The following is a 25,809-nucleotide window of genomic DNA, read 5'->3' as shown; positions in this document are numbered from 1 at the left end:
TTTTTTATGCTTAAGGATTTGATACTACTTGTGGATGATGATAGTGCCATTCGGAAAATGCTGCGCATTGCTCTGGAAGCGAAAGGTTATCAAACCATAGAAGCAATCTCTAAAAAAGAAGCGATAGAATCTGTTGCCTTAAATTCACCCAAATTAGTTTTACTAGACCTACAACTTCCTGATGGGAGTGGGTTGGATGTGATTAAAGAAGTCCGAACCTTTTCTGAAATTCCTTTTATTGTATTATCAGTAATGAGTTCAGAAGAAGATAAAATTGCCTTACTTGATTCAGGAGCAGACGATTACATTACCAAACCTTTTAGTATGGGGGAATTGTTAGCAAGGATTCGCACTGCTTTGCGTAGACTTCCTATGGAAGAGGCCCCATCGAACTGGGAAAAAGAAAACCTTGTAGTCGATTTTGTAAACTACCAGGTCATCAAAAATAATATTCAGGTCCGACTAACACCGACGGAATTCCAAATCCTTACCTTTCTCATTAAAAATTCTGGTAAAGTGATTACTCATGATGTATTGATTAAAAAAATATGGGGAGACCAAGCACTCAATGAAATGAATTCGCTGCGTGTTCATATCACACAACTCCGAAAAAAAATTGAAGATTCCCCCGGTAGTCCGCAATTTCTTATTACAGAACCAGGAATCGGTTACCGTTGGGTTGGTAACTAAAAATAAAAAATATCTAACTAAAGAATATTCTTCCTGAATTAAGAAAACCAGAATATCTTCTTAATCAATTCTTAAGGTAAAACGGGAAACCATAATCTCTCAAACATTGTAAGTAGTATCGAATTATGTTAATTTGATACTATCATGTTGAATCAAATGAGTGTATTGCCTTTTGTGAAAGTTAAATGCAGAGATCTGGTAAAATTTTCTCTCTACATAGTTGTCTTGGTTTTCTCTTCAACTTTTTCCTCCATGGTGGCAGAAGAAACTCCATCTAAGGAAAATGTTCGAACTGCAGATTCTATTTCTAAAGCCATCGTTTTACCAAATTCTATTCAATTTGGCGGGTTTATTGATTCTTATTATTTGTATAATAGGAATCTTCCCAAGGATACGGAAAGAAATTTTACTACCCAAGCCGTAAGGAATGGAGAGTTCAATGTAAATTTAGCTTATGTAGAGGCAAAAGTAGAAGAGAAAAATTATCGAGGTAGGTTGGCGTTTCAATGGGGAACTTCAGTAAACGCTAATTATGCGGCTGAGATTACAGCGGAAAAATATTCCAATCAAAACTCGGTAAAAAATATCCAAGAAGCATATACCGGATTTAAAATCGGTAAGGATACTTGGATCGATGCTGGAATATTTTTTGGAAATATCGGACACGAATCTTGGATTTCCCAAAACAACGTAAATTATACAAGAGCCTTTGCTTTAGATTATGTACCTTACTATTCTTCGGGAGTCCGATTGAGTCACAAGTTCAGTGATAAATTAAGTGGGCAATTGCAAGTATTGAATGGATGGCAAAATATAACTGATAACAATAAAGATAAATCTTTTGGAAGCCAGATTAAGTATCTATTTAGTCAAAATCTCATTTTAACACTCAATCAATTTGTCGGAAACGAAGCTCCAAATAATGAAAGGAAACAAATGCGTTTGTATCAGAATACGATTTTGGAATGGATATTGTCTGATCGATTTAGTTTAGTGGGTCAGTTCGATGTAGGGGCACAAAAAGCAAAACAAAGTTTTATTTATGAACCTTGGTTAGGTGTTTACGACCCAAGTCTTGGGGAGTATCGGGAAACAGAATCCCATGCCTATCGCCAGTGGTATCACGGAACGATTTGGGTTAGTTACAAAATCACCCCGGAATACCGCTTCAGTTTTCGCATAGAACGGTTTTATGACCCATTACAAGTGATGGTGAATACGGGAACAAGAAACGGATTTATGAGCAATGGGTATACAGCTACCTTTGATATCTTAACATTTGATCCAGGGTTAATTCGATTCGAATACGTCTATCGAAGATCCGCCGATTCTGTGTTTGCTTATAGAGACAGTCAAACCTCAAAAAAAGAAGATTTCTTCCTTGTAGCATTTTCAATGAAGTTTTAAGTCCAGGAAAATTGGAAATTTGGCCTTGGGTAGCAGTTGAAAAAGGGAAACCTTTTCCCCCTATCTTGGGTCTAATTTCTGTTCATAGATGTTTCTCCTTATGATACCCGCAGGGAGGGGTCAATATCCCTGATTTTCTTTTTTTTCTTTCCAAGCCACTTCCTGTTTCTAAATTCTCTTCATGTTTGCAAAGCGCTGGCTTTTTCTATTCCTCTTCCTTTCCTTATTTTTGGTTCGTTCAGATGACTCCCAATCCCTTCCTGCGACAATAGAATTTTTCACTCCGAGTGGATTTGTCAAACAACCCAAACAAGTGACCGTTCGGTTCACAAAACCCATAGTTTCTCTCGGGGACATCCGACCCAAAGTCGATATTTTTCAAATTAAGTGTCCCTTGCCAGGAACAAGCCGGTTTCTTGATTCAACGACCTGGGTTTATGAATTTGAAAAAGAACTTCCAGGTGGGGTGGACTGTTCCTTCCAATTGAAAGAGGGAACCAAAACTTTGAGTGGGGAGCAGGTCCAAGGGGAACGAAACTTTTCTTTCCATACCGGTGGGCCTTCTGTCCAATATTCTTCTCCTTACCAAGGATCTTCCATCACCGAAGATCAAATTTTTGTTTTGCACTTAGATGCAAAACCGGATCTCGCATCTTTTCAGAAATACACTTACTTTCGTTCGGAAGAATTAGGCAACCGGATCCCCATTGTCCTTGTCACTGGGTCGGAAAGAAAAGCGATCTTAAAGTCGACAGGAGATACTGATAGGGAAGAAACAGTTCTTATCAAATCCAAACAAACTTTTTTACCGGAAAGGCAAATCCAATTGGTACTCGGTAAGGGAACAAAATCCATTTGGGGTGGGGAGATCCGAGAGGATGAAGTTTTGTCTTTTACGGTGCGACCTGTATTTTCTGTCCGGTTTACTTGTGAGCGTGTAAATGCAAAAGCAGATTGTATTCCTATCCTCCCTGTTTCGCTTTCTTTTAGTTCGGCGGTCTCTCGTTCCTTATTACAAAAAATCAAATTAGTCTCTAAAGACGGAAAGGAATACCCACAGTCTCCAATGGCGGAAAAGGGAAACGAATTTTATGAATGGGTGAGTTTTCCTGGACCCTTTCCCGAAAACAGCGAATTTGAAATTCGGATTCCAGAGTTAGAAGATGATACAAACAGAAGTTTGTCGAACCAAGCGTCCTTCCCTTTAAAATTTAAAACGGATGAGTTCCCACCCCTTGCTAAGTTCGGAGCCAAATTTGGAATTTTAGAATCGAAAGTTAAACCAGCGTTACCAGTCACAGTTCGTAATTTAGAAGCCAATCTTCCCATGAAATCGATTTCTCTCGGGGTAGGTGGTAAAAGCCAAAAGACTATGGATATTTTGGAGATCCAAAAATGGTTCCAAATCCTTTCGTCAAGAGAACGCGAACAATCTGTATTTCAAAATCCACCAGCAAACACGAGTATCACCTCTTTTTCTCTTCCGAAACCTAATGGGAAAAAACCAATGGAAGTAGTAGGGATACCTCTCGAAACTCCTGGGTTTTATGTGGTAGAACTTGCTAGTGAAATTTTAGGGAACAGCCTTCTTGAAAAAAAGGGTAAGATGTATGTTTCGAGTGCAGCTCTTGTTACAAACCTCTCCGCCCATTTCAAATGGGGTAAAGATACAAGTCTTGTTTGGGTGACAAACCTTGACCAAGGACTACCCGAAGCAGGAGTCCAAATTAAAATTTTGGATTGTAAGGGAAATCTACGAGGAGCGGGGATCACGGGTAAAGACGGGAGTATGCTCTTTGGAAATTTAAGTTTCCAAGAGGTTCCCTACTGTGGTTATCATGAGTTAGGTTCTGGACTTACCATCTTTGTTCAAAAAAATGATGATATCAGTTTTACCTCAAGCACCTGGGACAAAGGGATCGAAAGTTGGCGTTACCAATTACCAAATACAACTCTCGGTTCTTCTAAAGAGATAAAATCCATCGTTCTTGACAGAACCTTATTTAAAAAAGGGGAAACAGTCCACCTAAAACATGTTCGGCGTGGTTTCGGAAATAAAGGCCTTATGCCCGCAGAACCCAAAGACTATCCATCGCAAGTCATCATCAAACACGAAGGTTCGGGCGAGGCCTATCCATTGCCTTTGGTTTGGTCGTTTCCTGGACATTCTGAATCAGAATTTAAAATTCCCAAAACCGCTAAACATGGGGTGTATATCGTATATTATCCTTATTCAAATGATGACTCGAGTTATGGGGAAACGGTCGCACAGTTTCGAGTGGAAGAATTCCGTCTTCCCGTAGTGAAAGGAAATATCCAACTTGTAGGCAGTAAACAAGAGTTAGTCTCTCCGAAAGAATCTAAAGTTTTATTTGGCCTCGAATACCTATCCGGGGGAGGTGCCGGAAGTTTTCCCGTCAAAATTCGTTCCCAAGTGGTGGCAAGCCATTACACTCCGAAAGAAGAATACTCCGCTTTTTCTTTCTCTCCAGAAATAATGAGAGAAGGAAAGTGGAAGGCCAGTGGGTATGAGGAAGAAGAAGCAGAGGAAACAAAACCGGCAATTCTTTCGACAGCTTTAAAAACGGATGATAAGGGTTTTTTACAATATACGTTTAGTGGATTAAAACCCGTTTCAGGTTATGGAAGTTTCCAAGTGGAAATGGAATATTCCGATCCTTCCGGAGAAATTCAAACCGTATCTAGAAGTTTTCCTGTTTCTCCCGCGGAAGTGCATTTGGGAATTTTACCGGATGGTTGGTTGTTTACAGAAGAAAACGTCAAACTTCAGTTAGTGGCTCTGGATTCGAAGGACAAAGCACTTGGTTCGCAAAAAATAAAAGTCACAGCCTACAAAAGAGAATTTTATTCCAACCGCAAACGTCTTGTGGGTGGATTTTATGCCTACGAACATTATGAAGAAGTCACAAAACTTGGAGAATTCTGTGAAGGAAAAACAGATTCTAAAGGGATTTTGATTTGCGAAGGAAAATCACCTGGTGTGGGTGATATTGTATTTCTTGCAGAAACCAAAGATTCAGAAGGAAATCTTACAAGTTCTGGATACAGTGTTTGGGTGAGTTCCAAACAAGAAGCTTGGTTTGATGTAAGTGATCACAACCGTATGGACATCCTTCCGGAAAAACGTTCTGTTGAAGTAGGAGAGACAATCAAAGTACAAATTCGCTCACCATTTCGGGAAGCGACAGCTCTTGTGAGTTTAGAACGGGAAGGGGTTTTGGATTATTTTGTGACACCAGTCTCAGGAAAAGATCCTGTGATCTCCATTCCTATCAAAAAGGATTATGCACCTAACGTATATGTATCGGTATTTCTTGTGCGCGGTCGGGTGGGAGAACCAAAACCCACGGGGCTTGTGGATTTAGCAAAACCGGGATACCGATTTGGCCTAACCATGTTAAAGGTCGGTTCTAAACCGTACACTCTGTCCGTTGCAGTGAGCCCAGAGAAAAAACTTTACCAAGTAAGAGAAACTGCCAACGTAGAACTAGAGATCAAAACCTCCGATGGAAAACTTCCAATAGAATCCACGGAGGTCACACTCGCTGTTGTGGACGAAGCACTCCTCGAACTTTCACCGAACCCTACCTGGAACCTACTTGATGTGATGATGGGAACAAGGCCTCATTTGGTCGGAACCTCCACAGCTCAGTCACAAATCATTGGAAAAAGACATTTTGGCCTAAAGGCAAAACCAGAAGGGGGCGGGGGCGGAAAACAATCCACTCGTTCTCTCTTTGATACCTTACTCTATTGGAAAGGAAAAGCCATCGTGGGAAAGGATGGAAAATTAAAATTTAGTTTTCCTTTGAATGATTCCCTTACCAGTTTTCGAATTGTAGCCGTTGCCACTTCGGGAGCCAAAGAATTTGGAACCGGGTTTGCCAAAATCCAAACGACACAGAAAATCCAATCCTTTTCTGGAATTCCGCCTGTGGTTCGGTTAGGTGATACTCTTCGCCATGAAGTGACCCTAAGGAATGCCGGCGAAACAAAGGAACAACTTCGTTTGCGTCTTTCTGTGACGGATTTAAAGAATGGAACGGATGTAAAAGAAGAGTTAGAAACAAAATCAGCTATTTTGGGTTCAGGGGAAACCAAAGTTGTTTTTTGGGATTTAACGGTTCCTGAAAACACCACCAAACGGAAGTTTTATCTAGAAGTATCTGCACCCAACGGAACCGTTCTAGATCAAATGTCAGTAGAACAAAAAGTTTTACCTGTCGATTCAGAAAGGGTCTACCAAGCGGGACTCTTTTTGTATGAATCTCCCATCAAAGAATCGGTGCAAGTGCCAGAGGGATCTAAACCAAACTCTGGTAAGATGGTTTGGAAAGCCTCTCCTACCATTCTTACAAGCCTTAGCGGAATCCAAACCTACTTTCAAAACTATCCTTACTATTGTATGGAACAACGTGTTTCCAAAGCCATAGGTCTCAAATCGGAAGCCATGTGGAGTGATGTATTCAGCGACTTAAATTCCTTTTTGGATTATGATGGGCTTGTGAAATACTTCGCTCGTATGGAACATGGAAGTGAAATTTTGACCGCTTATGTGTTGGCATCGGCAAGTCTCACAAACCAAAAAATTCCCGAGGATTCTTTGGTACGAATGATGGCAGGACTCCAAGGGTATTTGGAAGGTCGTGTGAGTGGGGAGCGTTATAAATTTGGGGCGGACACTGTAGTTCGAAAGATCATTGTTTGGGAAGCATTGACTAGGTACCAAACTTATGAGTGGGAACAGGTGCGTCCTATTTTTGACGGAATTGAATTTTTACCGACAGCATCTCTCATTGACCTTGCGGAGATTTGGGGGAGAGTGAATGGGGGAGATAATTCTGTGAAATCTCGCCTGACAAGCTCTCTGCGCTCAAGACTCAATATCCAAGGTTCTGAACTTGTAGTTGCTGATTCAGGATTTACCAACCCTTGGTGGATTTTGGGAAGCCGTGATTATACCATGGCGAAACTTTTACTTTGGGCATTTGCAGAACCAAGTTATAAAAAAGATATGCCACGCCTCATCAAAGGGTTTGTCAAAATGCAAAAACGGGGAAGTTATGATACCACCCTCGGCAATGCGTATTCTATTTTGGTTTTTGACCGAGTGAGTAAACTTTTAGAATCAGAAAAAGTCACAGGTGGCAAATTAAAAATCCAATCGGCAAAAGAAACGTTAAGTTTAGAACCTAACGGAAAACAAACGGTAACACAGACCATTGGAACCACGCCGGAATCTGTCTCTGTTAGTTACGAGGGAAAAGGAAAACCTTGGGTGGAGTGGTCTGTGAATTCGATCCTTCCTTTAAAGGCTCCCATCTCTAGTGGATACCGGTTGAAACGAACTTTTGAGCCGATCCAAGTGGCAAAACCAGGAATCCTTTCGAAAGGTGATACGGTTCGAGTGACTATCGAGATCCAAGCGGACTCAGATAAAACTTGGGTGGTGGTAGAAGATCCGATTCCGCCGGGATCCCTCCCTCTGGGAAGGGGTTTTGGTCGGGAGTCAATCATCACGCAGGAGGGAAAGGTGGGTGATACCTCTTATTATTTGAGTTTTGAAGAAAAGACCCTCTCCCAGTACAGAGCGTATTTTGAATATTTGCCTAAGGGGACGCATACTTTGGAGCATAGCTTTCGGTTGAACCATTCAGGGAATTTCCAAATGCCAGCCACTCGGGTCGAGGCCATGTATTCTCCCGAAACGCATGCAGAATGGCCGAATGAAACTGTTAGGATTTCGGGGAACGGGGACTAGGAAAAGTTTACGGAATCGGGGGTTCTGGAATGATGACTCTAATGGGTCCGAACCAAGCCCCTCTTTTCCCAATCCGAATCCTAAAAATCTCCCTTTGGTTTACGGTTTTTTTTTATCTATTTTTTTTAATCTTTAATACAAGTTTTACCATTATGGGAGTCGATGTAGGTGACTTCCTTAAACAATACTTAGGTGCCTTTTTTGGGGTTTATCTCTCTACTACCTTCAAAGTTTTTTCGGTTTCTCTCTTTTTGCACCTCGCGCTCTTTTCTCTCGTTTACTTGGTTTATCATTTTCTAAACCGAAGAGAAGTTTCTTGGTATGTTTTATCACTTTCAGTTCTCGTCATAGAATGTTTGGCCCTTTGCCATTCGATGGTTAGTTTCCCACAAATTTATGGTGAGTTCTTTTTCTTTCGGTATCCTTCTTTTGCCTCCTTTTTGTATTTTTTAACCGACCATACAAGTCCTGGTTACTTTAGTTTGGTTTTAGGTTCTCTCCTATTCGGATTTTTATTACTGCTCCTTTGGAAAATTTATCTTCACAAATCCAAAGAAAGTTTTTTTGCACTTGTTCATGTGTTTGTCCTTGGTCTTGTTCATTCCTCTGGGTATTATCTCGTGGGAATTTTTTACTTCGCGATTCTTTTTTGGCAAGGGAAACAATACCAAAGGATTCATACCAAGTCTTATGGACTGATTCTTTTCCTACTCGTATTTATTTATTTAGTACCTAGTATTTGGAATCAAATTGAGGCACTCACTCATTCGAAAGAAAAAGGCAAACCTCCTATTTTTATTCTATCGGCTGACTCTCTTCGTTATGATAAGATCGGATTCAAAATTAGTGGTGAAAGTATCACACCAAATATTGATTCCTTTTCCAATGATAGTTTTGTATTTCACGACCACCATACCACCATTCCGCGCACCTTCCCTAGTTGGGCGGATCTATTGACCGGACAATATTCCATGAGTCATAAGGTCCGCGATATGTTTCCCTCCCCAGAAGAAAAACAAAGGATTGGATCGACTTCTTTTCCTACCATCCAACAGATGTTACATGGTTTAGGATACAGAAGTTATGCGGTCGGCAGTTTTGCCGCAGATATTTTTCCCCGCGCGAACTTCGGATTTGATGAAGTCCTCGCACCGAACTTTAATGCACGGATTATGACGGTCCAAAGGACAGCCGAATCACAGTTATTCCTTTTGCCTTTTCTAACGGGTTCTTGGTTTTCCGGGGGAATGTATTTAGAAGAAATGGACGGACTGTCCACTTGGGGAGATGGTAGTCGGATCCTTGACCGTTTTCGTTCAATTGTCAGAAGAGAAGGGGATTCACCTTATTCGGTAACTTACTTTTCTAGTGTCATTCATTTCCCATACACACCGGCCTATCCTTACTACAAATCATTTACAGATCCAGACTACTATGGGAAGTATAAGTATTTAAAGTTTGTAGATCCTACAAACTCGGCCGTTCCCAATCCAGAGGAAACTAAACAAATTCGTGGACTCTTTGCTAGTGCCGTATACGCATTCGATGCAGAATTTGGCGAAATTATTTCGGAACTAAAGATTCGAGGGATTTATGACGAAGCCATCATCATTCTCACTGCAGACCATGGCGAGGCTTTGTATGAAGATGTCCATGGACAAGGGCATGGGGAACACCTTCGAGGGGAAGCAGTAACACATGTACCTTTGCTGATTAAATTTCCCAAGTCAGGCATAGAAACAAAAACAGAACACGATTTTTTTGGAATCACATCCAGTGTAGATATCTATCCCACCCTGATGGAATATTTTGGAATATCCACCAAATCAAAGTTTCCTGGGAAGTCGCTACTGCCGATCCTTGGAAAAACCGATTGGGAAGAGGAGAGGTCTGTTTATGCGGAAACGGGAATTTGGTTTTCTGATACGGGTGACCATTTCTTTCAAAAACAAAGAATTCCTTATCCCAATATCTTAACTCTCCACCAAGTGGTTCCTGAAGAGGACTACCAGATTATGATCACAGATCCTATTTACAGGGAAACCATCGCTTTTTCAAAACATAGATCGATTCAAAATTCTAATTATAAATTAATTTATATTCCCACACGTCAAGGTGTGGTCTTTGAGTTGTATGATCGAAAAAAAGATCCGCTCAATAGGAGAAATCTTTTCCCCCATCACCCCGAAGCAGCAAAATTGAAAGATCTTCTGTACAAAACGGTGATTCAGTGGGAAGATGCAACTCTTGCAGGAGAGTATTTAATACCAAGTTCTATATCAGAGATTAACGAAAATTAAATAAGGAAAAAAGAGGAAACTATGCCGCAACGTAACGACTTAAAATCAATTTTGATCATCGGATCCGGACCTATTGTCATCGGGCAGGCATGTGAATTTGACTACTCCGGAACCCAGGCCACCAAAGCTCTACGGGAGAAAGGAATACGAGTCATCCTCGTAAATTCAAATCCCGCAACGATTATGACGGATCCTGATCTTGCCGATGCTACTTATATCGAACCACTCACCGTTCCTGTTTTAGAAAAAATTATCAAAAAAGAAAAACCAGATGCCATCTTACCAACAGTAGGTGGACAAACTGCTTTAAATTTAGCCTTAGCTCTTCATAAGGAAGGTGTTTTAGAAAAATACAATGTAGAGCTGATTGGAGCGAAAGTAGAAGCCATTCGTAAAGCGGAAGATAGGGAACTGTTCAAACAAGCGATGGAAAAACTTGGAATCCGTGTGGCAAAGTCCTTTATGGTCTCCGATATGGACGCAGCCAGGAAAGCTAAAGATGAAATTGGATTTCCTATCATTATCCGTCCTGCCTTTACTTTGGGCGGAACAGGTGGTGGCACTTGTTATGAAGAATCGGAGTTTGAAGAAATTGCTCAAAAAGGTCTTTCCGCATCTCCCATATCACAGGTATTAGTTGAAGAATCTGTGATGGGTTGGAAAGAGTTTGAGTTGGAAGTGATGAGAGATCTTGCAGATAACGTAGTCATCATTTGTTCTATTGAAAATTTAGATCCTATGGGTGTTCATACGGGAGATTCCATTACTGTTGCTCCACAACAGACTTTAAGCGACAAAGAATACCAACGCCTTCGTGATATGTCCATTGATATCATTCGAGAAATCGGGGTGGAAACCGGTGGTTCGAACATCCAGTTTGCAGTGAATCCTGAAAATGGTGATGTCATCGTTATTGAAATGAACCCACGTGTTTCTAGATCTTCTGCATTGGCATCGAAGGCAACAGGATTCCCAATTGCAAAAATTGCGGCTCTTTTATCCATCGGATACACTTTAGATGAGATTAAAAATGATATCACTCGAGTGACTCCAGCAAGTTTTGAACCATCTATCGATTATGTTGTGACCAAAATTCCAAGGTTCGCATTTGAAAAATTTCCGGGCTCTGATCCTACCTTGGGAGTCCAGATGAAAGCTGTGGGAGAAGCGATGGCTATTGGTCGTAACTTCAAGGAAAGTTTTCAAAAAGCACTTCGTTCTTTGGAAACTGACAGATTTGGTTTTGGAAGTGATGGATATCTAAAAGAACTTTTAGAATGGGAAGCTATTCCAAAAGAAGAAAGAAAAACTTGGCTTACTGCGAAAGTAAAACGTCCCACTGACAAACGAATTTTTTATGTAAAGATGGCTTTTGATTTTGGGATGAGTGTGGAGGAAATTTTTGAGATTTGTAAAATTGATCCTTGGTTTCTCTATCAGTTTGAAGAATTATACCAGTTAGAAAACAGGTTTCGCAAAGAGGGAAAAGCCATCATTGAAGAAATGAAAAAGGCAGGTTTTTCCAATCGCCAACTTGCTTTCCTTACCAAAGAAGAACAAATTCTTGCGCAAGTTCGCAGTGGTGCGGCCATTGAAATTACCAAAGCCAAGGTAGAAAAAACTATTCGTGAAGAAGAAGAGTCTATTGAAAAATACTTAGAAGAAAAGAACATTCGCCCCGTATACAAACGGATTGATACTTGTGCTGGTGAATTTGAAGCCTTTACTCCTTATATGTATTCCTCTTATGATGAGGAAGATGAATCTGATGTAACATCCAAAAAGAAAGTGATGATTCTTGGTGGTGGGCCCAACCGTATCGGTCAAGGGATTGAGTTTGATTATTGTTGTTGTCACGCCTCCTTTTCCTTACAGGAAGCGGGAGTGGAATCCATTATGGTCAATTCCAATCCAGAAACAGTATCTACCGATTATGATACTTCGGATAGATTGTATTTTGAACCATTAAGCCTTGAAGATGTAATGGCAATTTTCAAAAAAGAAAAACCAGATGGTGTCATTGTCCAGTTAGGTGGACAAACCCCTCTGAAACTTGCAAAAGCACTTGAAAAAAGAGGAGTTCCCATTATGGGAACAAGCCCTGATTCGATTGACCGTGCTGAAGACAGAAAACGGTTTGCTGAAGTTTTAGAAAAACTCAATTTAAAATCACCTGACAACGGAATTGCTGCCTCCAAAGACAAAGCACGAGAAATCGCGAGAAAAATCGGATACCCAGTTCTTGTAAGACCTTCCTACGTGTTGGGAGGAAGGGCGATGCTTATAGTCAACGAAGAGTCTGAACTTGATAAATACATGGAAGAAGCGGAAGAGGTGTCGGAAGATCGGCCTCTTCTTGTGGATTCCTTTTTGCAAGACGCTGTGGAAGTGGATGTCGATGCACTTTGTGATGGAAAAGATGTATTTATTGCTGGAATTATGGAACACATTGAAGAAGCAGGGATTCACTCAGGTGATTCTGCTTGTGTGTTGCCGCCACAGAACATTTCGCAACGTATGTTACAAGAAATTGAAGAAGCAACTTATCGTTTGGCTTTAGAGTTAGATGTGAAGGGTTTAATCAACGTTCAGTATGCAATCAAAGAAGAAACACTATACGTCTTAGAAGTAAACCCACGCGCTTCAAGAACGGTTCCTTTCGTTGCAAAATCCATTGGAATTCCTGTGGTGAAAATTGCCGTTCGATTGATGTTAGGGGAACCATTGGCATCCTTTAAACTTGGAAAACGTTTTTCCGCACCAATGATTACGGTGAAAGAAGCTGTATTGCCTTTTAGTAAATTCCCAGGTGTGGATACAATCCTCGGCCCTGAAATGAGATCCACTGGGGAAGTGATGGGTGTTGCTCTGACAAAAGGGGAAGCCTTTGTCAAAGCACAGATCATGGCGGGAGAAGAACCACCGAAACACGGAACGGTTTTTGTAACGATCAATGATAAAACAAAGAAAGAATTACTCGAATCGGTTCGTTCGTTATCTAACTTAGGTTATAATATTATCGCAACAGAAGGAACCCATAAGTTTCTTTCTGATAACGGAATTCTATCTAGTAAAATTAACAAAATTTACGATGGATACTTCCCTAACGTGATTGATTATATCAAAGAGAAAAAAATCCATTTGATCATCAATACTCCTTTGTCAAGAGTCACTCGTGAAAATGCATTTACGATTCGTCAAGCAGCCATTAAATATAAGGTTCCTTGTTTGACTACCGCACAAGCGGCTAAGGCGTTAATTCATGGTTTGGTGGAAATGAAGGACAAAGGATTTTCTGTGAATTCCCTGCAGGAAATTCACGCAAATCACAAAAAGGTTTAACTAAAGAAACGAGGATTTAGAAAGTTTAACAGATGATTGTTAGATTTCTAAATCCTTAAGAATCGATTCGATTCGATTTCTGTTCACTCCAAAATCCGATTTCCCCAACCGCGAGGCTGATCGGAAGTGAAGGAGTTTATTTTTCTCATCGAAATAGAATTCCACATCATCCACGTACCTCATCAGTCTAGACGTAAACTCTGCATAAATGTAATTCGGATTTTCCTCTATGATCTTTGTTCGAGGAGAAACTTCTAACTTTCCCTTCAAAACCAAATAGGCATCCTTTAAAGGTTTTTTATAAGGCACTGGGCTACGATAATGTTCTTTATCGGTTGGACTGGCAAAACTGCTGACGCAGTTCGGTGTCTCTGGACATTCGGCCAATCTCTCTGATTTGATTCCTAGAGAGTCTGGCCTGGTTCCCGTACAGTTGAAAAACAACGCGAGGAGTGTTGTTCCGAGGAGGGTATGGATTTTAGGATTCATTGGATACCTATCTTTTTAGTTTCAATCTATTCGACGGTTCCGGTGAGCCTCTATGTCAAAAATCGAACAGCTTTCCCTTTTACATCTCCGCTTTAGTGGGTCTCGGGGTTTTTGGCCCCTTTTCTCGCTTGAATTTTCCCATCCGCGCTTCGTACTTGTGCCTATTCCCCCTAATCCGATTGGAATTGGGGGGATGGGCTAGGGGAAGGACCAGGATTTTATGGAAATTAATCGGAAAAAATGGGAATCTATTGCAGCTAGGAAAAAAAGATGGACAAACTGTGGTAAAAGTATTTATTTAAAACAATCGTTCGATATAAAGCGAGATTTCCTCAGATGCCAAAGATAGTCGATCACGATCTTTATCGGGCGGAGCTTTTGACAAAGTGTATGCCTATTTTTGTAGCTAAAGGAGTGTCTTCCGTTTCGATGCGTGAGTTGTCTAAAGAGCTCGGAGTTTCAACGGGTACTCTTTATCATTACTTTCCAACGAAAGAGATTCTCTTTGCCTCTATGGTAAGGCAAGTGGTTGCGACTGACGCAAAAGAGATTACTGAGCTTTCCGAAAATCATTCAGGGTTAGCGGACATTATGAACTTTGTTGCTTCACGAGAGGTCCATTTTATGAACCTGATGTTACTCGCAGTGGATGTGAAAAGACAACTCAGTGACTCTACAGAACTGACACAACTCGTTGAGGATTCCTTTACTTCATACCGAACGGCTTTGGACCGATTTTTTCCTGCAGATGCCAGCGTTATGAGTGGAAAGGCTTTTTTATCTTTTTTTCTGGGAGCTTTGTTTTTGAAAAACAAAGCAACGGAAGAAACAGGTTGGCCTGCCCTTTTTGAAGGTTTGGAGAACTTGAAGGTATTGTTTCAAAGCAAAGAATAATAAGGAGGTGAGTTTATGACTCTCACCAAACGACTTAGCTTTTTACTTTGTTATCTTTTGCCGATTTTGGCAGTTTTTGCGGAAGGAATGGGGGGACTTTCTTATTTGATTGTCCCTATCACAGTCTTTCTCATTTTGCCAGTCCTTGATTTATTTCTTGGGAGAGATACTTCCAATCCAACCGATACCAATTTTTTAGAATTACAAAATGATTCTTATTTTCGATATCTGACAAAAACCTGGGCTTTTGTTCAGCTAACGTTTGTAATTTGGTCTGTATATCGAATCGCTTTATTCCCTCACACCACTACAGAGTTTCTATTATTTGCATTCGCTGTGGGAATCGTAACAGGTGGGATTGGAATCACTGTTGGCCATGAACTGGGGCATAAAAATACTCGTTATGAACAATTCCTTTCGAAAGTGATTTATATGACTGTTTGTTATATGCATTTTTATATAGAACATAACCGGGGCCACCATACAAATGTTTCGACACCGAACGATCCTGCCTCCTCCCAAAAGAACCAATCTTTTTATCGATTTTATCCTCAGACGGTGTTTGGTGCTTACAAATCTGCTTGGGAATTGGAAAAAAAACGTTTGTCTAAACTGGAACTAAAACCTTGGCATTATCGCAATGAAATGATTTGGTATACGGTCGTTACGATTGTTTTTCTAACGAGCCTTGTTCTACTCGGAAGTTATTTTAGTGGTTCGCGAGGAATTCGTTTGGATATTCTCGGATTTTTACTTTTACAATCCTTTGTTGCCTTTTCCCTTTTGGAACTAACAAATTATATCGAACACTATGGTTTGAAACGAAACGAAGTTTCAAGTGGTAAGTTTGAAAAGGTATTACCCATCCATTCTTGGAATCAAAATTACTTTGTATCCAATGCTCTTCTGTTTCAATTACAAAGGCATTCCGACCATCACGCCAATGCAGGGAGACGTTACCAAGCCCTTCGTCATTTTGATGAAGCGCCTCAATTGCCCTTTGGTTATGAAGTGATGATTCTCATCGCCCTTTTTCCTCCTCTATGGTTTTCGATGATGAATCCCATTTTGGAATCTTGGGAAAAGAAACAATCCACAAAGTGATTATCCGTTCGGTAGTTAGTATCTTTAAAAACGAGGGTATCTAATCTAACGCCTCTTTTAGTCTCACGAAGAAATACATTCTTCGTGAGCTGTAGGAAGTGTGTTTATTTAGATTCTGATTCTAAAAGAACAGAACGTTTAGTTCTTAGAATCGAAAAAAGTAGAAATAACAAAGCGGCAACACCTAAGTAAAAGAATCCAGACGCCAGATAACCAGAAATGGGTGGGTAAAGGATACTAAAACTAAAATCGGGATTTTCTGATTCGGGAAGTAGAGTTCCTAATTTTACCTCACTATTTTTGAGTTCATCACCAGAAGGATAAGAGTAAGAATCAAAACTTGCGGGCCATTGGTAAGGGTTTCCATAATAGAGTGAATATCCGTCTTTTTCCCCGTCCGCGTTTGCAAAAAAGTAGAGTTCTTCTAGTGGCTGCACTGTGATTACGTTAGTTAGGTGAAGTGTTTCATTTTCCCCATCGTAAATTTGGATTTCGAATTCCGAACTAATGGTTCTTGAGAGAGGAACTTCTGTATAAACACCTTCCGATTTGTTATGGCTGACTGTTCCTTCAAATACAGTATCCCATTCCTTTTTGTCAATTTTTCCGCGCACAGTGACCCTTCGTTCCCAATTTCCTTCTTCGAATTGTAGTTTTAGAATTTGGAATGCTGATTGTGATTCATTGGAAAACAAAAATTGACAATGGTCTTCAGCAAGGACGGGATTTGTTACAGTATGAGATTTTTCATAGTATAGGTTTTTGTTTTGTTTAGCACGAAGTGCAGTAGGGAATTTTAAATCAGAACCTGGCTCTGCTTCCAAGCGAAGAAACCGGTGTTTAGTTCCTCCCAGATCAATTTCTCCCGATGATTGGCTTCCGTATTTATAAAGAAAAACTGTTTTTGAATCGATAAAATTATCAGGGTTGTCACCTAACTTTAGAGTGATGGAGGTTTCATAGTCATAGGCACTGGAGACCGAAAGTTTTGTGTAGTTCATTCCTTCCGGCAGTTTCGGAAGTTCCAATACATAGATTTCTAAATCGTCTTTTTTAGAAAACAGAAGTTCTGGTTTTACTTTTTCTGTGTTTTTGGAAATCTCTTCAGCATTCTGGATATGGTACGGAACAATCTCTCCATTGTGTGTGATGCGGAGGTCTCCATAAAAAGAATGTTTGTAAATATCTTCATCTAACATGAGCTTTACAACTCCGTTCGGAGAAAGATTGCCTGTAATCTTCAAATCTTTTTTGTATTTAAAGTTTTGAACGGCAAGGGGACGACTTGATACTTGTGTTGTGATCGAAATAAAAAATAGTATGGGGAGTAAGTATTTAAGCTTCATTTTGTTTCCTTTTTGAAATGATTGTATAATGTTCCTGTGACGATAAGAGTCACACCTAAGAATAAACCTGCCAAAATTCGATATCCTAAACTCAAATTCCAAAAATCATAAAGATAGAATTTGATGATGACAAGAGCAAGAGATCCGAACCCTACATAGCGTAAAGATTGGATCTTTTTTCCAAATCCGACGGAGAGAGCCACAAGTCCATATAGAATCAAACTGAGTGTGTAGAGGAATAACTTCTTCTCTTCCGGAAATCCAAGATAAATTTCTACAAAGGTTCCGAGTAACCAATACGGATAAGCTGCATACAAAAAGATTTTTGAGAACTCAGAGAACTTTCTGCTATAGAGATAAGAAAGAACCAAATACACGGACCCTGTCGCAAACACTAAAAACCTTCCATTGAGAAATGGGATTTCGTTTTGAGAACGATAGGTAAATGCAAAGATATAAAACAGGGCAAAAAACCAAACAGGGAAGGCCGCCCAGTACATATAAAGTTGTTTGGAATAGGTGGAGGCAATGGTGACAAGGAAGGCAAAACTGATAAGGCTAAAGGCCAAAAGTTTTCCTGTGGTTCCAATCACAATCAAACTGACGATAAAGGGAAGGCCGAATAAACCAATCAAATCATAGATTCTTTTTTTCTCTAAACTTAGTTTGGTTCGTCTGAGAGAACGTTCATACAATCCATAAAAAAGAATGAGTAACATCGTGAGTAAAAATGGTTTTGCGATCGGGTAAAATACAGAGAAGGACCAAAAGGATTGAACAAATCCGAGACCCAAGGTAAAACCAATGGTTATTAGAGTTAAAATTGGTTCCTTAGATTTAGTTGTTTCTAAGGTCTGAAACTCTCTCAGCAAAAATAAAACAAAAACGCCCATTTGAAAAACAATTGGGAAAAAAGGTTTTGCATCTACTAAATTATCATTGGCCCAACCAACAAATATTAGGTGGTTTGCCGCAAGGAGGAGTAGCGGGATTACTTTCCAACCAGTGTCCTTTCTTACCCAAAAGAACAGAACATTCCATAAAAGTAAATATGTGAAGAGAAATGGATATGAGTTCTGACCAGTAGAAAGTAGGAGCGGGACAGAAAAGGCACCAAGGGCGGCAAATCCAAATAACACTTCACTTTTCTCTGCATGGGCAATGGCCACAGCAGTCAAACTAAGGATGAGTAGGCCAACAAAACAGGTTTCTGTAGAATACAAATCATACCACAAATACCCAGAATAATAGGCAGAAAAAAGGACAGCTATCCCGAGTCCCATAAGACTTGGGGAAAGGTAAGGCCTTGTATTTCTGACACGGTATCCATAGAGTAGAATGGGAATCGCCGAAACAAGTCCAATCCAAATGCGAACAGATTCATTGATCCAATACTCTTCAATGGCTAAATAGAAAAACCAAATGGATGCAAGTAGAAGGGAAAACACTCCGAGTTTTACAAATAAGTTTTCACCGATCCATTGTACAAACCAATTGGGTCCATCATTTAATAGAACTTCTGTTTGGTGGATTTCTGTAGGGAGTGGTTTGGAAACAGAGGGAGTTGGCTGTTTCGGAGTTTCGGGACTTACGAGAGACAAAACTCTTTCTTTTAAAAAAGAGAGTTCCCTCTCCATCGATTGAATCCTTGAGAGGATTTCTTTAGTTTCTTTTTCTTCCACGGTGGAAATGGTTCACATCCGTGGACAGAGGGGAACTACTTTTTATTCTGGATCGTTCCACATTCCATTTTCACGAATGAGATCAATGAGTTGGTCTGCAGCTTCCTCTTCTGAAACACCTTTTTTTACAATTTCTTTCCCTTTGTAGAGGTGAACCTTACCAATTCCCGCACCGACATACCCAAAATCGGCATCTGCCATCTCACCAGGACCATTCACAATACAACCCATAACCGCAATCTTTACACCTTTTAGATGCCCTGTCCTTTTTTTGATCATGGCGGTGGTGGATTGTAAATCAAACATGGTTCGACCACAAGAGGGACAGGATATATATTCTGTTTTTGTTAGGCGAAGTCTCGTTGCTTGTAAAATATCAAAGCTCAAAACAAGAGATTCTTCTGGTTCCCCATCCCCGTAAGACAAACGAATCAGATCGCCGATTCCATCCAAGAGACTTCCTCCCACTTTGATGGAAGATTCGTAAAGGAGTTGTTCTTTATCGTATGAGTGAGTGACAAGGGCGATGGGATAGTCTGATTCCCTTAAGTGATAGGCAAGTTTTCGAACTGTAAGTAGATCTCCATTTTTAACTGAAAAGAGTAGGTTTTCTATCTTTCGTTTTCTGGATTCCTTAACAATTTTTTCTGTTAGGTGGATATCTTTTGCATCGATACTCCATTCCACACAACGTTTGTCTTTGGCATAACGAGTCACAAAATCCAAAAGGTCATCCCAGGATTCTTCTGATTCTTGGAAAAACAGATTGGGATTTATGACCCACTTATGCACTCGGTATAGGTCTTCTGCCAAACTATCATATTGGTAAGTTAGTTCTTTGGATAATTCTACCGAGACTGGGAGTGGGAAAGAACCACGCCGAACCATGGTGCCAAGAGATAACAAATCCATTTCGGAACTAATCGCAAAGTGCAACATTTCTGGAATACGACCTGATTTGGTTTCTCTTTGGATGAGATTTAAAACTTCCTCTGCAGATTCAGATCCAAAAAAAGGAAAACAGATTTCGATACGAACGGGAGATGTGTCTCCGAGTTTTGTATCACCCAGGTTTAGTTCTTTAGAATAAAATCTAGAGTATTGGAAAGGATCACGAAATTCTGTATAGATGGTTTCTTGATTTTGTGCAGGATTTGTTTGCGGAGCGGTGGTAAACGCATCTGGTGAAGTTTCCAGTTGCTTTAAAAAACTCTCGTTGTATTTACGAACGAGTTCCTTTGCTACTGGGATTTCATAGACGGCATCTTCTGTAAGGGAGACTCGGATGGTATCCCCGAGTCCATCTTCGAGTAAACTTCCTATTCCAATGGCAGATTTGATCCTTCCATCTTTTCCATCCCCAGCCTCGGTGACTCCTAAATGCAAAGGATAGTCCATTCCCAAATCATAAAATCTGGAAACTAACATACGATAGGCTTGGATCATTACTTGAGGGTTGGATGCCTTCATAGAAACAACAATGTCTTTGTAGGAATTTCTTTCCGCAATACGAATGAATTCTAAAGCCGATTCTACCATCCCGAGTGGTGTGTCACCAAACCGGTTCATAATGCGATCAGATAGGCTTCCGTGGTTGGTTCCAATCCGCATGGCAACACCCAGTTCTTTGGAGCGTAAAACTAATGGGGTAAATACTTCTTCGATTCTTTCTAATTCTTCGTTATAATCTTTATCTGTATATTCGATGATTTCAAATTTCTTTTTGTCTGCAAAATTGCCTGGATTGATTCGCACCTTTTCCACCCATTCTACGCACTTCAGTGCTACTTGCGGAGTGAAATGAATGTCTGCGACTAAAGGGACGGTAAGTCCCAGTTCTTTCATTCGTTTGCGAATGTTTGGTAAATTGTCTGCATCCGCTTGGCTTGGTACTGTTAGGCGAACAATTTCGGAACCCGCTTTTTCTAAATCGGAAATTTGTTGGATACTCGCATCCGTATCTCTTGTGTTAGATGTGATCATAGACTGGATACGAATTGGGTTTTTTCCTCCAATTCCGACACCACCCACCATCACTTCGCGTGTTGGGCGTCTTTTATAGTAAAATGGCGATTCGTTATATTTGGTGCTCATTTGAATCTTATGTTCTCATTATCTAGAAAATTAAATTCGAAATTTTGGGCAAGCAGTATGAAAAAAATCCGTTGGTTTCAATTTCCATCCCCCAGGGACCGAAAATCTATTTAGGAAGAATACCTCGAGTTTTTGATACGATGAATACGGAAGTAAAACAAGGATTACAGCGAAAATACCGGGTACAAGTCACGGTGGCGATTTACCGCGAGGGAAGTTTATCTTATAAGAGCGAAATCCTCTCTCCAGCCCATTATGACAAACGCCAGGAAGCTAGGGATCATATCCGCCAAGAGATTCGCGAAAGATTAGCACATTCCAAATTCTTCCGTTCCACACGTTTAGACTACGACCTGGTTCGTTATACAGAAGAGGGGAGTTGTAATACCTTCCTTCGTTACAGCATTCAAGACTCGGAAACTTGAGCCCGCAAAAAAAACTACACGAATGGTATTTGGTCCATAAAAGGGATCTCCCCTTTCGAAAGAAAAAACAAGCATATCCAATCTGGGTTTCTGAAGTGATGCTTCAGCAAACGCGAGTTAATGCGATGCTTCCTTTGTATGAAGCCTTTATCAAACGATTTCCTACTCCAGGGTCTTTAGCTTCCGCAGAAGAGGAAGAGGTTCTTGCCCATTGGAAAGGGCTTGGATACTACAGTCGAGCTCGCAATCTAAGAAAGGCAGCTATTTTTTTAGTTCAAAATTTTAACGGATCCTTTCCGAAAGATTTAGAGTCCGTTTTGAAACTTCCAGGCATTGGAAACTACACAGCAAGGGCTGTCCTCTCCATTGCTTATGACCTACCCCTCGCTGTTTTGGATGGAAATGTAAAACGAGTATTGTCTCGTTATTATGGGTATACAGAAAATATTCTAAGTGCAAAAGCAGATAGCAACTTACAAACGAAAGCCGATGGATTTCTGAACTTAGACCAGCCTGGAGACCACAACCAGGCCATGATGGAGCTTGGGGCTACCATTTGCCTTCCAGAGTCACCGAAATGCCTGTTATGCCCTCTTATGGATTCTTGTTTTGCAAGGATCCATAGGAAGACCGGAGAGATCCCCCTTAGAGAAAAGGCTAAAAAACAAATCCAACTCACCGCAGAGATTCTGGTTCTTTTTTACAAGGACTCCCTCCTACTAGTTCAAGAACCAAAAATGAGATTTTTGAAATCGATGTTTCATTTGCCCTATGGGTTTGTTGGGGACATTCCTGAAAAAGCTTACGAAACCACAGCTTTCTTTTTATCCTTAAAGGAAAGATTCACGAACCAGGATCTCAAATCTATTGGCCAATTCAAACATACGATCACCCATCATAAGATGAGTTTTTCTGTTTTCACTCAGAGGCTTGATGAGGAAAAGGAAGTGGAAACATTAGCAAAGAAATTTGGTGTAGAGAGTAAGTGGGTGAGTCTTGATAGTTTAGATACAGAATTTCCATCCTCTCTTGCTTCTAAGGTAAAAAAGATTTTGCTTTACTTCGAATCCTAGTCCGCTATCATTCACGGCCTATGGCCGAAATCATTGTTTGGATTGAACTTGTGATTTCCAACATCCCATTGCCTATCTTAGAGGTCTGGGGACGGTTCTCTTTTTTACTCGGTTCTATTATTTCTATATTCGCTTTTACTGGATTTACATTTAGGAATGGAAAATCTTTTCGAATCTCAAGAGAAGTATGGAATTGGAATCTCACTAGTTTCTATTGGTTTCTTATTACCTTCGTTGCCATCTTTCTCACTGGATATTTAGGAAGTTCTATCGTCCTCATTCCTGGTGCACAAACTTTAGAAAGTCTAAAGGATCTTTCTGTATTTCTCTGTTTGAATTTTTTTGGATACCCTGCTTTACTTGCAGTCCCTTTTGCCTATGGACTTTCTGATTTGATTGAGGGTGTGCCACCAGAATTTTTGTGGGACTGGTTGCCCGGTTATTTTATCAATCCCAGTTTATTTTGGCTTTCTTACCAAATGATAGGTAAGTCACCTGACTTTCGTAAGTTGCGGATTTGGGTGTATTACTTTTTATTTGTTCTACTCTTTTTACTTCTCGAACCATTTTTATGGGGTTATTTATGTTCGGAACAATTTGGTGCTGAAATTTCCTATCATACTGTGAGCTCCGCGCTTGTATTCACTACCGGAATTACTTGGATTTTAGCACCGTTTGCTATGTTTCTTACCTTTCCCCTGGTGAGAAGGTTTGGATTGTTTTGGGCGGAGGTTCCGGGCCAAGTCAAAGAAGTCACTTTATCGGACCCTCAAACCATCTGGAAGTCTGGTTTAAAAGAACGGGAAAACTCTGATTCCGAGTTAGAGCCAAGGACCGGTATTTCCTTACAATTATTTATAGTAACACCTTTTGTTTGTTTGGTTTTGTTTCTTGTGGGAATCACCGCTTATGTAACTCTTAAAAATGCAGAAAACTCAGCTTTTCAAATGGTGGAAGTTTTGCACAGGCAATGGTCAAAAAACATCAGCCTAAGTTTAGATCGGTATTTAACTTCGGGTCCTGCAACTAACAATGCAAATGATGGAACAATTGGTATGGGGAAAGTTCTAGATCTTTCTAAAGTGAATGACCAGGGCAAAGTGTTTTTACTCGATGAAGGTTTAAATCCACTGGCCTCCCTTTCTAGTGAACTTGGAAAATCGAGGTTAATTGAAACAGTTCGAGTGGAACTAAAAAAATTAGGTAACGAAATTAATACGTCAGAAAAAAGATTTAGTTTCGCCATTGTGACAAAAAAACCACTCTCCCGTGAAAACTGGAATGCGATGGTTACCATCTACACTCATCCTAACTTAAAAGAAAAAACCTATCTCATCACTTTGTTTCCCTATTCTTTTTATTTGAGTGGAGTCATTACGGGTAATAGTGAATCTGCGATGGTTTTTGCTTGGGCCATCCTACTCAGTTTGATCTTAGCTGCCGTTCTCGCTGAGTTTGTGACAAGACCCGTTCTATCCTTTGCCAAAGCATCCAAATCTCTTGCCAAAGGCGATTGGGACATCCCAGTCAATGAAAGTATGATTGCCGAGCTGAAAGATCTATCTGAAGCCTTCCGTTTTATGTCTTCGGAGCTCAAACAAAGTTTTGAACGTGTGGAAGAAAGCCAACGTTTGGTGATGGAGACCAATTCAAATTTAGAAGAAAAAATTGGACAAAGGACGGAAGCTTTAATTGAAAGTAATCGCAGTCTTGTGGAGATGATCGAGACAAAGGAAAAAATCCTTATCGATTTGCACAAAACACAAACGCAACTTTTGATGAGTGAAAAATTGGCTGCCCTAGGTCAATTTGCGGCAGGGATCACCCATGAACTCAATACACCGCTTGGTGCTATTACTTCCAGTGTTCGCGCTATGTCTGAAATCCTAAAAAATGATATCACGGACTTACCTACGTTTTTAGAATCTTTGAGTGTTTCGGAAAGGGAAGACTTTCGGTATTTGTTACATTTAGGTTTATCGTTTGGTTCTCGTAATTCGGGCCTGCTCAATCGTGCAGAAAAAAAAGAACGATTGGGAATTTTGAATTCACATAAAATTGAAAACCCGGAAGAGATCATCGAAGATTTAACTTCATTAGGAATTCTACAATTGGATGAACCGCTACTATTGATTCTAAAAAAACCAAAGTCTGGAATTATTTTACAAAACGTTTTGATCCTTGGCAGTTTGTATCGTTTGGTTTATGTAGTGCAAACGGCAACGGAAAAAGCATCCCATGTAGTGAATGCTTTAAAACATTATTTGCATACGGATCGATTAGAAACAGAAACAAAATTTGAAAACGTTCATATCCCTACCGAAATGGATTCCATTCTCACATTGTACAAGTCGAAAATAAAAAACGATGTTGAAATCGTGAAATTGTATTCTACATCTGATTATTGTTTGGCGGAGCGGGACAAACTCAACCAAGTATGGATCAATCTCATTAACAATGCTTTGCAAGCAATGGATTACCGTGGAAAAATAAAAATCTCTATCACTTCGAACGTAGATACAGTCATCACAGCCATTCAAGATACAGGAAAAGGAATTGCACCAGAGATTCGGGATAAGATTTTTTTACCTTTTTTTACTACAAAAAAACATGGCGAAGGGATCGGGCTTGGGCTTGACATTTGTAAACAAATCGTGGAAAAAATGAAAGGTACAATCGAATTTTCGTCAGATGATCATGGGACCGAATTTAGAGTGTATTTGCCAAAAGTAGTAGAAGGGGAAAGAGATTGAACATTACGCAAGTACAACAGGAAAAAAATGCAATCCTATGTGTGGATGATGAACCGATCCTTCTTCTTTCCCTCGTACAAGAACTGAAACGGGAGATTGGCGGTAGTTTTACCTACGAAACGGCTCAAAATCCAGAAGAAGCCATGGAAGTCATCGATGATCTTTGCCAATCGGGAGTGGAAGTCATTCTCATCCTTTCCGACTGGCTGATGCCTGGAATGAGAGGAGATGAATTTCTCATCCAAGTCCACCAAAAATACCCTCATATTAAATCCATTCTCATTTCTGGTCATGCGGATCGTGAGGCTATCAACCGTGTGAAGGAAGAAGCAAAAACCTACGCCATTTTTTCCAAACCTTGGAATACCAGAGAACTTCTAGATGCTGTTCGTTTCTGTTGCAATTTGACCTAAGTCCCATTTTCTGGA

At 40.2% G+C, this 25,809-nt stretch carries 15 protein-coding genes; 11 read left to right on the top strand and 4 right to left on the bottom strand.

Annotation, left to right across the window (positions count from 1 at the left end):
- Positions 1-6 precede the first annotated feature (6 nt).
- The 5 genes from JWG40_RS07280 to carB all read left to right on the top strand — a co-directional run bounded on the left by JWG40_RS07280 (position 7) and on the right by carB (position 13,521).
- Positions 7-690: a response regulator gene (locus JWG40_RS07280; RefSeq protein WP_205285167.1), complete on the top strand. Its 684-nt coding sequence runs from the start codon at positions 7-9 to the stop codon at positions 688-690.
- Between the two features lie 144 nt (positions 691-834).
- A complete protein-coding gene (locus JWG40_RS07275; RefSeq protein ID WP_205285166.1) occupies positions 835-2,097 on the top strand; it encodes a porin in 1,263 nt (420 codons plus the stop codon).
- 181 nt (positions 2,098-2,278) lie between these two features.
- Positions 2,279-7,879, top strand: coding sequence for an alpha-2-macroglobulin family protein (locus JWG40_RS07270; protein ID WP_205285165.1), 5,601 nt, complete (start codon positions 2,279-2,281; stop codon positions 7,877-7,879).
- Positions 7,880-7,920: 41 nt separating this feature from the next.
- A complete protein-coding gene (locus JWG40_RS07265; RefSeq protein ID WP_205285235.1) occupies positions 7,921-10,179 on the top strand; it encodes a sulfatase family protein in 2,259 nt (752 codons plus the stop codon).
- Positions 10,180-10,200: 21 nt separating this feature from the next.
- The gene (gene carB / locus JWG40_RS07260; RefSeq protein ID WP_205285164.1) at positions 10,201-13,521 is read left to right on the top strand and encodes a carbamoyl-phosphate synthase large subunit; all 3,321 of its coding nucleotides are present in this window, start codon (positions 10,201-10,203) and stop codon (positions 13,519-13,521) included.
- Between the two features lie 39 nt (positions 13,522-13,560).
- On the opposite strand, the gene JWG40_RS07255 is transcribed toward carB, so the two are convergent.
- Positions 13,561-14,010 (bottom strand): DUF1499 domain-containing protein, encoded by a 450-nt coding sequence (locus JWG40_RS07255; protein ID WP_205285163.1) that lies wholly within the window; start codon positions 14,008-14,010, stop codon positions 13,561-13,563.
- A gap of 390 nt (positions 14,011-14,400) precedes the next feature.
- Between JWG40_RS07255 and JWG40_RS07250 the strand changes: the two genes are divergently transcribed.
- The gene (locus tag JWG40_RS07250) at positions 14,401-14,904 is read left to right on the top strand and encodes a TetR/AcrR family transcriptional regulator (protein ID WP_205285162.1); all 504 of its coding nucleotides are present in this window, start codon (positions 14,401-14,403) and stop codon (positions 14,902-14,904) included.
- Positions 14,905-14,919: 15 nt separating this feature from the next.
- Entirely contained in the window at positions 14,920-16,008 is a 1,089-nt protein-coding gene (locus JWG40_RS07245) for an alkane 1-monooxygenase (RefSeq protein WP_205285161.1), read from the top strand.
- 104 nt (positions 16,009-16,112) lie between these two features.
- On the opposite strand, the gene JWG40_RS07240 is transcribed toward JWG40_RS07245, so the two are convergent.
- Genes JWG40_RS07240 through ispG form a run of 3 tightly spaced genes read right to left on the bottom strand, consistent with a single transcriptional unit; the run spans position 16,113 to position 21,130 of the window.
- Positions 16,113-17,354, bottom strand: a complete 1,242-nt coding sequence (locus JWG40_RS07240; RefSeq protein WP_205285160.1) for a hypothetical protein — start codon at positions 17,352-17,354, stop codon at positions 16,113-16,115.
- Complete coding sequence (locus JWG40_RS07235) at positions 17,351-19,036, bottom strand: DUF2339 domain-containing protein (protein ID WP_205285159.1); 1,686 nt, start codon at positions 19,034-19,036, stop codon at positions 17,351-17,353. The genes JWG40_RS07240 and JWG40_RS07235 overlap by 4 nt, the downstream gene beginning before the upstream one ends.
- A 42-nt stretch (positions 19,037-19,078) precedes the next feature.
- Positions 19,079-21,130, bottom strand: coding sequence for a (E)-4-hydroxy-3-methylbut-2-enyl-diphosphate synthase (gene ispG / locus JWG40_RS07230; protein ID WP_205285158.1), 2,052 nt, complete (start codon positions 21,128-21,130; stop codon positions 19,079-19,081).
- 140 nt (positions 21,131-21,270) lie between these two features.
- On the opposite strand from ispG, the gene JWG40_RS07225 reads away from it, so the two are divergent.
- From JWG40_RS07225 to JWG40_RS07210, 4 genes are read left to right on the top strand one after another with little or no spacing between them, the layout of a single operon-like run.
- The gene (locus tag JWG40_RS07225) at positions 21,271-21,555 is read left to right on the top strand and encodes a hypothetical protein (protein ID WP_039937836.1); all 285 of its coding nucleotides are present in this window, start codon (positions 21,271-21,273) and stop codon (positions 21,553-21,555) included.
- The gene (gene mutY / locus JWG40_RS07220) at positions 21,552-22,628 is read left to right on the top strand and encodes an A/G-specific adenine glycosylase (protein WP_205285157.1); all 1,077 of its coding nucleotides are present in this window, start codon (positions 21,552-21,554) and stop codon (positions 22,626-22,628) included. The genes JWG40_RS07225 and mutY overlap by 4 nt, the downstream gene beginning before the upstream one ends.
- A 20-nt stretch (positions 22,629-22,648) precedes the next feature.
- Positions 22,649-25,381, top strand: a complete 2,733-nt coding sequence (locus JWG40_RS07215; RefSeq protein ID WP_205285156.1) for a sensor histidine kinase — start codon at positions 22,649-22,651, stop codon at positions 25,379-25,381.
- The gene (locus tag JWG40_RS07210; protein WP_205285155.1) at positions 25,378-25,794 is read left to right on the top strand and encodes a response regulator; all 417 of its coding nucleotides are present in this window, start codon (positions 25,378-25,380) and stop codon (positions 25,792-25,794) included. The genes JWG40_RS07215 and JWG40_RS07210 overlap by 4 nt, the downstream gene beginning before the upstream one ends.
- Positions 25,795-25,809 lie beyond the last annotated feature (15 nt).

The sequence above is a fragment of the Leptospira abararensis genome (assembly GCF_016918735.1).
Lineage (GTDB): Bacteria > Spirochaetota > Leptospiria > Leptospirales > Leptospiraceae > Leptospira_A > Leptospira_A abararensis.
Note: the sequence above shows the minus strand (reverse complement) of the source record. Positions and strands in the feature narration are given on the sequence as shown.

Excerpts from the sequence above, each read along its gene's own strand:
- JWG40_RS07280 (WP_205285167.1), top strand. The coding sequence starts at position 7 with ATGCTTAAGGATTTGATACTACTTGTGGATGATGATAGTGCCATTCGG.
- JWG40_RS07275 (WP_205285166.1), top strand. The coding sequence starts at position 835 with ATGTTGAATCAAATGAGTGTATTGCCTTTTGTGAAAGTTAAATGCAGA.
- JWG40_RS07270 (WP_205285165.1), top strand. The coding sequence starts at position 2,279 with ATGTTTGCAAAGCGCTGGCTTTTTCTATTCCTCTTCCTTTCCTTATTT.
- JWG40_RS07265 (WP_205285235.1), top strand. The coding sequence starts at position 7,921 with ATGGGTCCGAACCAAGCCCCTCTTTTCCCAATCCGAATCCTAAAAATC.
- carB (WP_205285164.1), top strand. The coding sequence starts at position 10,201 with ATGCCGCAACGTAACGACTTAAAATCAATTTTGATCATCGGATCCGGA.
- JWG40_RS07255 (WP_205285163.1), bottom strand. The coding sequence starts at position 14,010 with ATGAATCCTAAAATCCATACCCTCCTCGGAACAACACTCCTCGCGTTG.
- JWG40_RS07250 (WP_205285162.1), top strand. The coding sequence starts at position 14,401 with ATGCCTATTTTTGTAGCTAAAGGAGTGTCTTCCGTTTCGATGCGTGAG.
- JWG40_RS07245 (WP_205285161.1), top strand. The coding sequence starts at position 14,920 with ATGACTCTCACCAAACGACTTAGCTTTTTACTTTGTTATCTTTTGCCG.
- JWG40_RS07240 (WP_205285160.1), bottom strand. The coding sequence starts at position 17,354 with ATGAAGCTTAAATACTTACTCCCCATACTATTTTTTATTTCGATCACA.
- ispG (WP_205285158.1), bottom strand. The coding sequence starts at position 21,130 with ATGAGCACCAAATATAACGAATCGCCATTTTACTATAAAAGACGCCCA.
- JWG40_RS07225 (WP_039937836.1), top strand. The coding sequence starts at position 21,271 with ATGAATACGGAAGTAAAACAAGGATTACAGCGAAAATACCGGGTACAA.
- JWG40_RS07215 (WP_205285156.1), top strand. The coding sequence starts at position 22,649 with ATGGCCGAAATCATTGTTTGGATTGAACTTGTGATTTCCAACATCCCA.